General features: G+C 39.5%; 5 protein-coding genes. 3 read left to right on the top strand and 2 right to left on the bottom strand.

What is annotated here, in order from left to right:
• Nucleotides 1–605 precede the first annotated feature (605 nt).
• The 3 genes from H5072_RS11335 to H5072_RS11325 all read left to right on the top strand — a co-directional run bounded on the left by H5072_RS11335 (nucleotide 606) and on the right by H5072_RS11325 (nucleotide 3,146).
• Complete coding sequence (locus H5072_RS11335) at nucleotides 606–1,034, top strand: thioesterase family protein (protein ID WP_002958095.1); 429 nt, start codon at nucleotides 606–608, stop codon at nucleotides 1,032–1,034.
• 18 nt (nucleotides 1,035–1,052) lie between these two features.
• Nucleotides 1,053–2,105 (top strand): aldo/keto reductase, encoded by a 1,053-nt coding sequence (locus tag H5072_RS11330; protein WP_182693576.1) that lies wholly within the window; start codon nucleotides 1,053–1,055, stop codon nucleotides 2,103–2,105.
• Nucleotides 2,106–2,222: 117 nt separating this feature from the next.
• Entirely contained in the window at nucleotides 2,223–3,146 is a 924-nt protein-coding gene (locus H5072_RS11325) for an ABC transporter substrate-binding protein (protein ID WP_182693575.1), read from the top strand.
• Here the strand turns inward: H5072_RS11325 and H5072_RS11320 are convergent.
• Together H5072_RS11320 and H5072_RS11315 are read right to left on the bottom strand one after the other, a co-directional pair.
• On the bottom strand, nucleotides 3,097–3,717 hold the full coding sequence (locus H5072_RS11320) for a fumarylacetoacetate hydrolase family protein (protein ID WP_182693574.1): 621 nt from the start codon (nucleotides 3,715–3,717) through the stop codon (nucleotides 3,097–3,099). The genes H5072_RS11325 and H5072_RS11320 overlap by 50 nt on opposite strands.
• Before the next feature lie 379 nt (nucleotides 3,718–4,096).
• Nucleotides 4,097–5,187 (bottom strand): response regulator (locus H5072_RS11315; protein ID WP_182693573.1); only part of this gene is annotated, 1,091 nt, incomplete at its 5' end.

Here is a 5,187-nt window from a genome sequence, read left to right as displayed (position 1 = left end):
TATCTTTCGAGGTTAAATTTGCAGCAGTATGTTTGGTATTTAGGCAAGGCAGAGCCTATGTAGTGTGGTTATTCCCCATAAATAGGCGATAACGTAGCACAAATGCCAAACATATGCTGCCCGAAGGGTTCTGCCTAGGGGCAATTTACTCTTTGTTGCTCGGTTTTTACTTAGCCCACTAGGTCACAAACCTCGCGCCGCGATTAAATAGCCCCTAGATTGAACAAATTTTAATCCTGAAAGGTCAACAGGCCCTAGTTAACGATTAAAAAAAGTGTTTATTGTCCTCCGATCTCTTATAACCTCGTAGCCAATACATAACCTCAAATAAAAATCCTGCCAACATTAAAATGATAGCGCCAGATTCATTCCCCATCGCGTAACAGGTAAAAGAGGCTATAAAAACCAAACAAGCTAAGGACCAATTAATTATATTCTGCATATTATTACCTTTGTGTGTTTTTGTGTGTGTCTGTGTAATTTAACTGTAGACCTAAAATTAAACAGGTACAATCATCTTATAAAAAAAACATGCCATTAATTACCTTGAGCTCGTAACACCATGTTGATAATCTAAGTACTTTAAAATAAAGGGCCAATAAATAATGCAAACGTTTAAAGATCAGCACCCTATTCATACCGATATCACCGTAGCATGGGCTGATATGGATGCGCTACAGCACGTAAATAATGTAGTGTATTTACGTTACTTTGAAATAGCCCGAATCGACTTTTTAAATAAAATAAATCTGTTCGACACAATAAGCCCAAACGGTGTGGGCCCAGTAATAAGCGAAAATAACGTTCGCTATAAACGCCCAGTAACTTTTCCCGACACACTCACTGTAGGTGTTACAATTACAGATCTTAAAACAGATCGCTTTACCATGAACTACACCGTTTACAGCCATGCACAAAAAGCAATAACGACTACGGGTGCATCTAAAGTTGTAATGTTTGATTTTACTACAGGGCAAAAAGCCCCAATCTCCGAGCCTCTTTTATCGGCTTTAATCAGCCATGCTCAAAACTAATTTAGTTAAGGAATTTTTATGCAATACAACCCACTAGGTAGCAGTGGCGTAAACGTATCTCGAGTGTGCCTAGGGAGTATGACTTGGGGTAAACAAAATACTCAAAGCGACGCTGATGAACAAATAGCCTACGCGCTAGAGCAAGGCGTAAACTTTATTGATACAGCCGAAATGTATGCTGTGCCTCCTTCGCCAGAGACCTATGGTAAAACCGAGGAGATTATTGGCGACTGGCTATCGCGTAATAAACAAAAACGCAGCGATGTGGTACTAGCTACAAAAATTGCAGGCAATGGATTATCGTGGGTACGTGATGGCGGCAATATTACTCGCCAAACAGTAATAGAAGCCGTGGATGATTCACTTAAGCGACTTCAAACAGACTACATTGATTTATATCAACTACATTGGCCAAACCGCTCTACCCCTCACTTTGGCAGACAATGGCCCGGCACTCTTAAATTTACCGACGTAAATACACAAGAGCAGCAAGCTAGTATGCTTGATATTCTAGAAGGCCTTAATGAATGTGTTAAAGCAGGTAAAATTAAGCACTGCGGTTTATCTGACGATACGCCATGGGGTATAAGCCAGTTTTTAAGTTTGGCCAAAGAGCATAACTTACCGCGTATGGTATCTATTCAAAATGAGTTTAGCTTAGCGCACGCTAAAGACTGGCCGTATTTAATAGAACAATGTGTACACGAAGATATTGCCTACTTACCGTGGTCGCCTTTAGCAGCCGGTTTATTAACGGGTAAATATCTAAATGGAGCTCGCCCTGAAGGCTCTCGTTGGACCTTCATGCAGCGTAACGGTATTTTTAGAGATACACCCAATGCAGAGCAAGCAACTAAGCAGTATGTTGAGCTGGCTCATGCAAACAATATTACTCCAGCACAACTAGCCTTAGCATGGTGTAACCAAGTAGATGGCGTAACTTCTTCAATTATTGGGGCAACATCTATAGCTCAATTAAAGGAAGATATAGACGCATTTAGCATAACGCTAAACGACGAAATTCTTAGTGAGATTAACACCATATTTAGAAACCATCCGATGCCTTATTAAGCATGTATGAGTTAAAAGCAGCCTTGAATGAGGTTGCTTTTTAACTAAAATATTTGACCCTACTACAACCAACACTATACTTTTATTAGGTTTTCTTAATTCAACGAACACTTATCAATGCTGAAAAACGGATACTATGCATTTTGCTTATTAATTGTATTCAACGCGCACGCCGTTGAGCAAAAAGTACAACCTCTAGAAGAGATTATTTGGCTGCAAAGTTACACGCCCCCTTTTCATATAGCTAAAAGTGAAAGCGCACCACAAGGCGGTATTTGCGACAACCTAACCGAGCAACTCATCAGAACCATAACTGATGTAAAACATACTCGCTTAATTGTTCCTCAGCAGCGTATAAATAAATATTTAAATGAAGGAAAAAATGTATGTTTTCCGTGTGTTATTTATAAAAAAAATAATAACCAACAACTTAACTACTCAAATCCAACAACGGTATATCCCCCATTTTCAATTATCACGACTAAAGATCTAAAGCCGCAATTAGAAGAAAAGCACGGCTCGCCTATTCACCTTATTAATTTATTAACCGACCCGCAATATGTATACGGGCAAGCGGCTGCACGTAAATTTACAACTAAAATTAATACAATTATTGAAAATACAAAACGAGATAAAGAGTCTTCGTTAAGTTGGAGTAGCGAAAATGAAAGTCAGGCTGTTATAGCACGTTTGAGTCACGGCTTTTTAGACTACTCAATTGATTACCCGTTTATGGCTGATTACTTTAATAAACAAGGGGAGTATACGAATATAGAAAGTGTGCCAATTGCAGAAAATGACATTCAATTTATAAGAGGAGCAATAGGCTGTGCGGCTAAAGCACCTAATAATTTTGCAGAGCAAGCCCTTAAAAAAATTAACCGCGCATTAAAAAATAATGTACTTCAATCGCCTGAGTATCAACAAAGTCAGCATAATTGGCTTAAAACCACCTTTACTGACTTTGATAAACACTACCAACAGCAAGTCATTAATTTTTACTTACTTGCCACTGATGCTCAAGCAAACACTGATCATTAGCATAAAGCGCCACTGCAAAAATACTTTTAGCTGTTACCTCACCTACGCCCGACGGTGTACCTGTCATTATTACATCACCGTCTTCTAAGCTCATAAATTCACTAATTTCTTGTAAAATTGAGTCAGGGTTGTGCAGCATAAAATCAGTATCACCTCGCTGAATCACTTCATTATTAATTTTAAGTTCAAAGGTAAAGTGCTTCATTGCATCAGTTAGCGCTACAAAATCAGTTAAAATTACAGAGCCGTCGAACGCTTTAGCGCGCTCCCATGGAAGCCCTTTATTTTTTAATTTACTTTGCGCAGTACGCTTAGTTAAATCAAGGCCGAGTCCAACACCTACAAATTTTTTATCTTTAACTACAAAACATAGCTCGGTTTCATAATGCAGCGTATCGCCGTTGTGAGCTGCAAATAACGTATTAGTAATTGCGCTATTTGGCTTATTAAATAAAACCATTTGATCTGGCGTTTCGTTATTTAGCTCTGCAATGTGTGCGGTATAATTACGACCAACACACACTACTTTTGATGGTGTTAATTCTTCAGATACTAACTTTATTGAATGCATATAAATAATGTCTCAGTTATTGGACCTGTTGACCTTTCAGGATTAAAATTCGTTCAATCTAGGGGCTATTTAATCGCGGCGCGAGGTTTGTAACCTAGTGGGCTCGATAACTGATCCTGCGTTATTCTACTGACTTACATCCCTGTACGAATAAGTAAAAACCGAGCAAAGCTTCCGCGTCCTGCTCACGCCCCTTACCTACATCCATGTAGGCAACAAAGAGTAAATAGCCCCTGGACAGAACCCTTCGGGCAGCGCATGTTTGGCATTTGTGCTACGTTATCGCCTATTTATGAGGAATAACCACACTACATAGACTCTGCCTTGCCTAAATACCAAACAAACTGCTGCAAATTCAACCTCGAAAGATAAACAGGCCCTAGCTAATAAGCGTTTCAAGTAAGCTCAAATTAATAGGTTTAAGTAAAACTCGGTCAATATTTAAATCTTTTATTTCTCTTGGATCTGGCTCTGCTCCACTTACAATCACTAAACGTAATTCAGGGTATCGTTCATTAATTTGCTGGCCTAAGTCAACGCCACGACCATCAGGTAAATGCATATCTAACAATACCTTATTAAATTGCTGGTCGTGATTAAGTATTTGCAAACATTGTGCGCAGCTAGACGCAATGACGGTTTCAACGCCTAAACTTTCTAAAAGTAGTTGCGTAATTTGCGCTGCATCATGATCGTCTTCCACAAGTAAAAAGCGCTGCTTTTTCTCGGTTAAGCCATTACTACAATTTATATCTTTAGCTTGCGGTGCATGCTCTGGCGCTACCAAGTAATCTTGCAAACATTGATATAAAGCCGCGCTATCAACAGGCTTTGGTATTACATCGTTAAAACCAAGTGCAGCAAGCTCCTCATGTATGCCTTTCATCGTAGCGGCAGTGAGCGCAATTATTGGGCCTTTGTAGCCCATTTTTCTAAGCTCTATGGTGGCTTCCTTGCCGCCCATTACAGGCATATGAATATCAATAAAAATAATATCGTAAGGCGCTTTATACGCATCTGCTATGCGTACTTTTTCAAGTGCTTGCTGGCCATGTTCGGCATAATCTACGCGCGCACCACAGGTACTGATCATATGACCAACTAGCATGCGTAAATCACGTAAATCATCAACCACTAACACTCGCCCATGCACTTTGCATGGAGCCGATTTACTTTGTAATTGTGGGGCACTACTAAAATTAAGTACTTGTCGTTCTACTTCGCTAATATCACCTGGATATACCGAAATCGTAAATGTAGAACCTTTGCCTATTTCAGAGTGCAAACTAATATCACCGTGCATACGCGCTAACAATTCAGCACATATTGCCAAACCTAAGCCTGCGCCACCTACAGAGCGTGATTCTACATCGGCTATTTGTTCAAATGGCTTAAATATAAGTTCTTGTTTTTCAGGGGCAATGCCCATACCTGAATCTTTAATGCTAAAAAATAGCATTTCGCGATCAT

The sequence above is a fragment of the Pseudoalteromonas sp. SR45-5 genome, assembly GCF_014163565.1.
GTDB classification, from domain to species: Bacteria; Pseudomonadota; Gammaproteobacteria; order Enterobacterales; family Alteromonadaceae; genus Pseudoalteromonas; species Pseudoalteromonas distincta.
The sequence above is the reverse complement of the archived record's forward strand: the minus strand, read 5'-3'. Positions and strand labels throughout refer to the sequence as shown.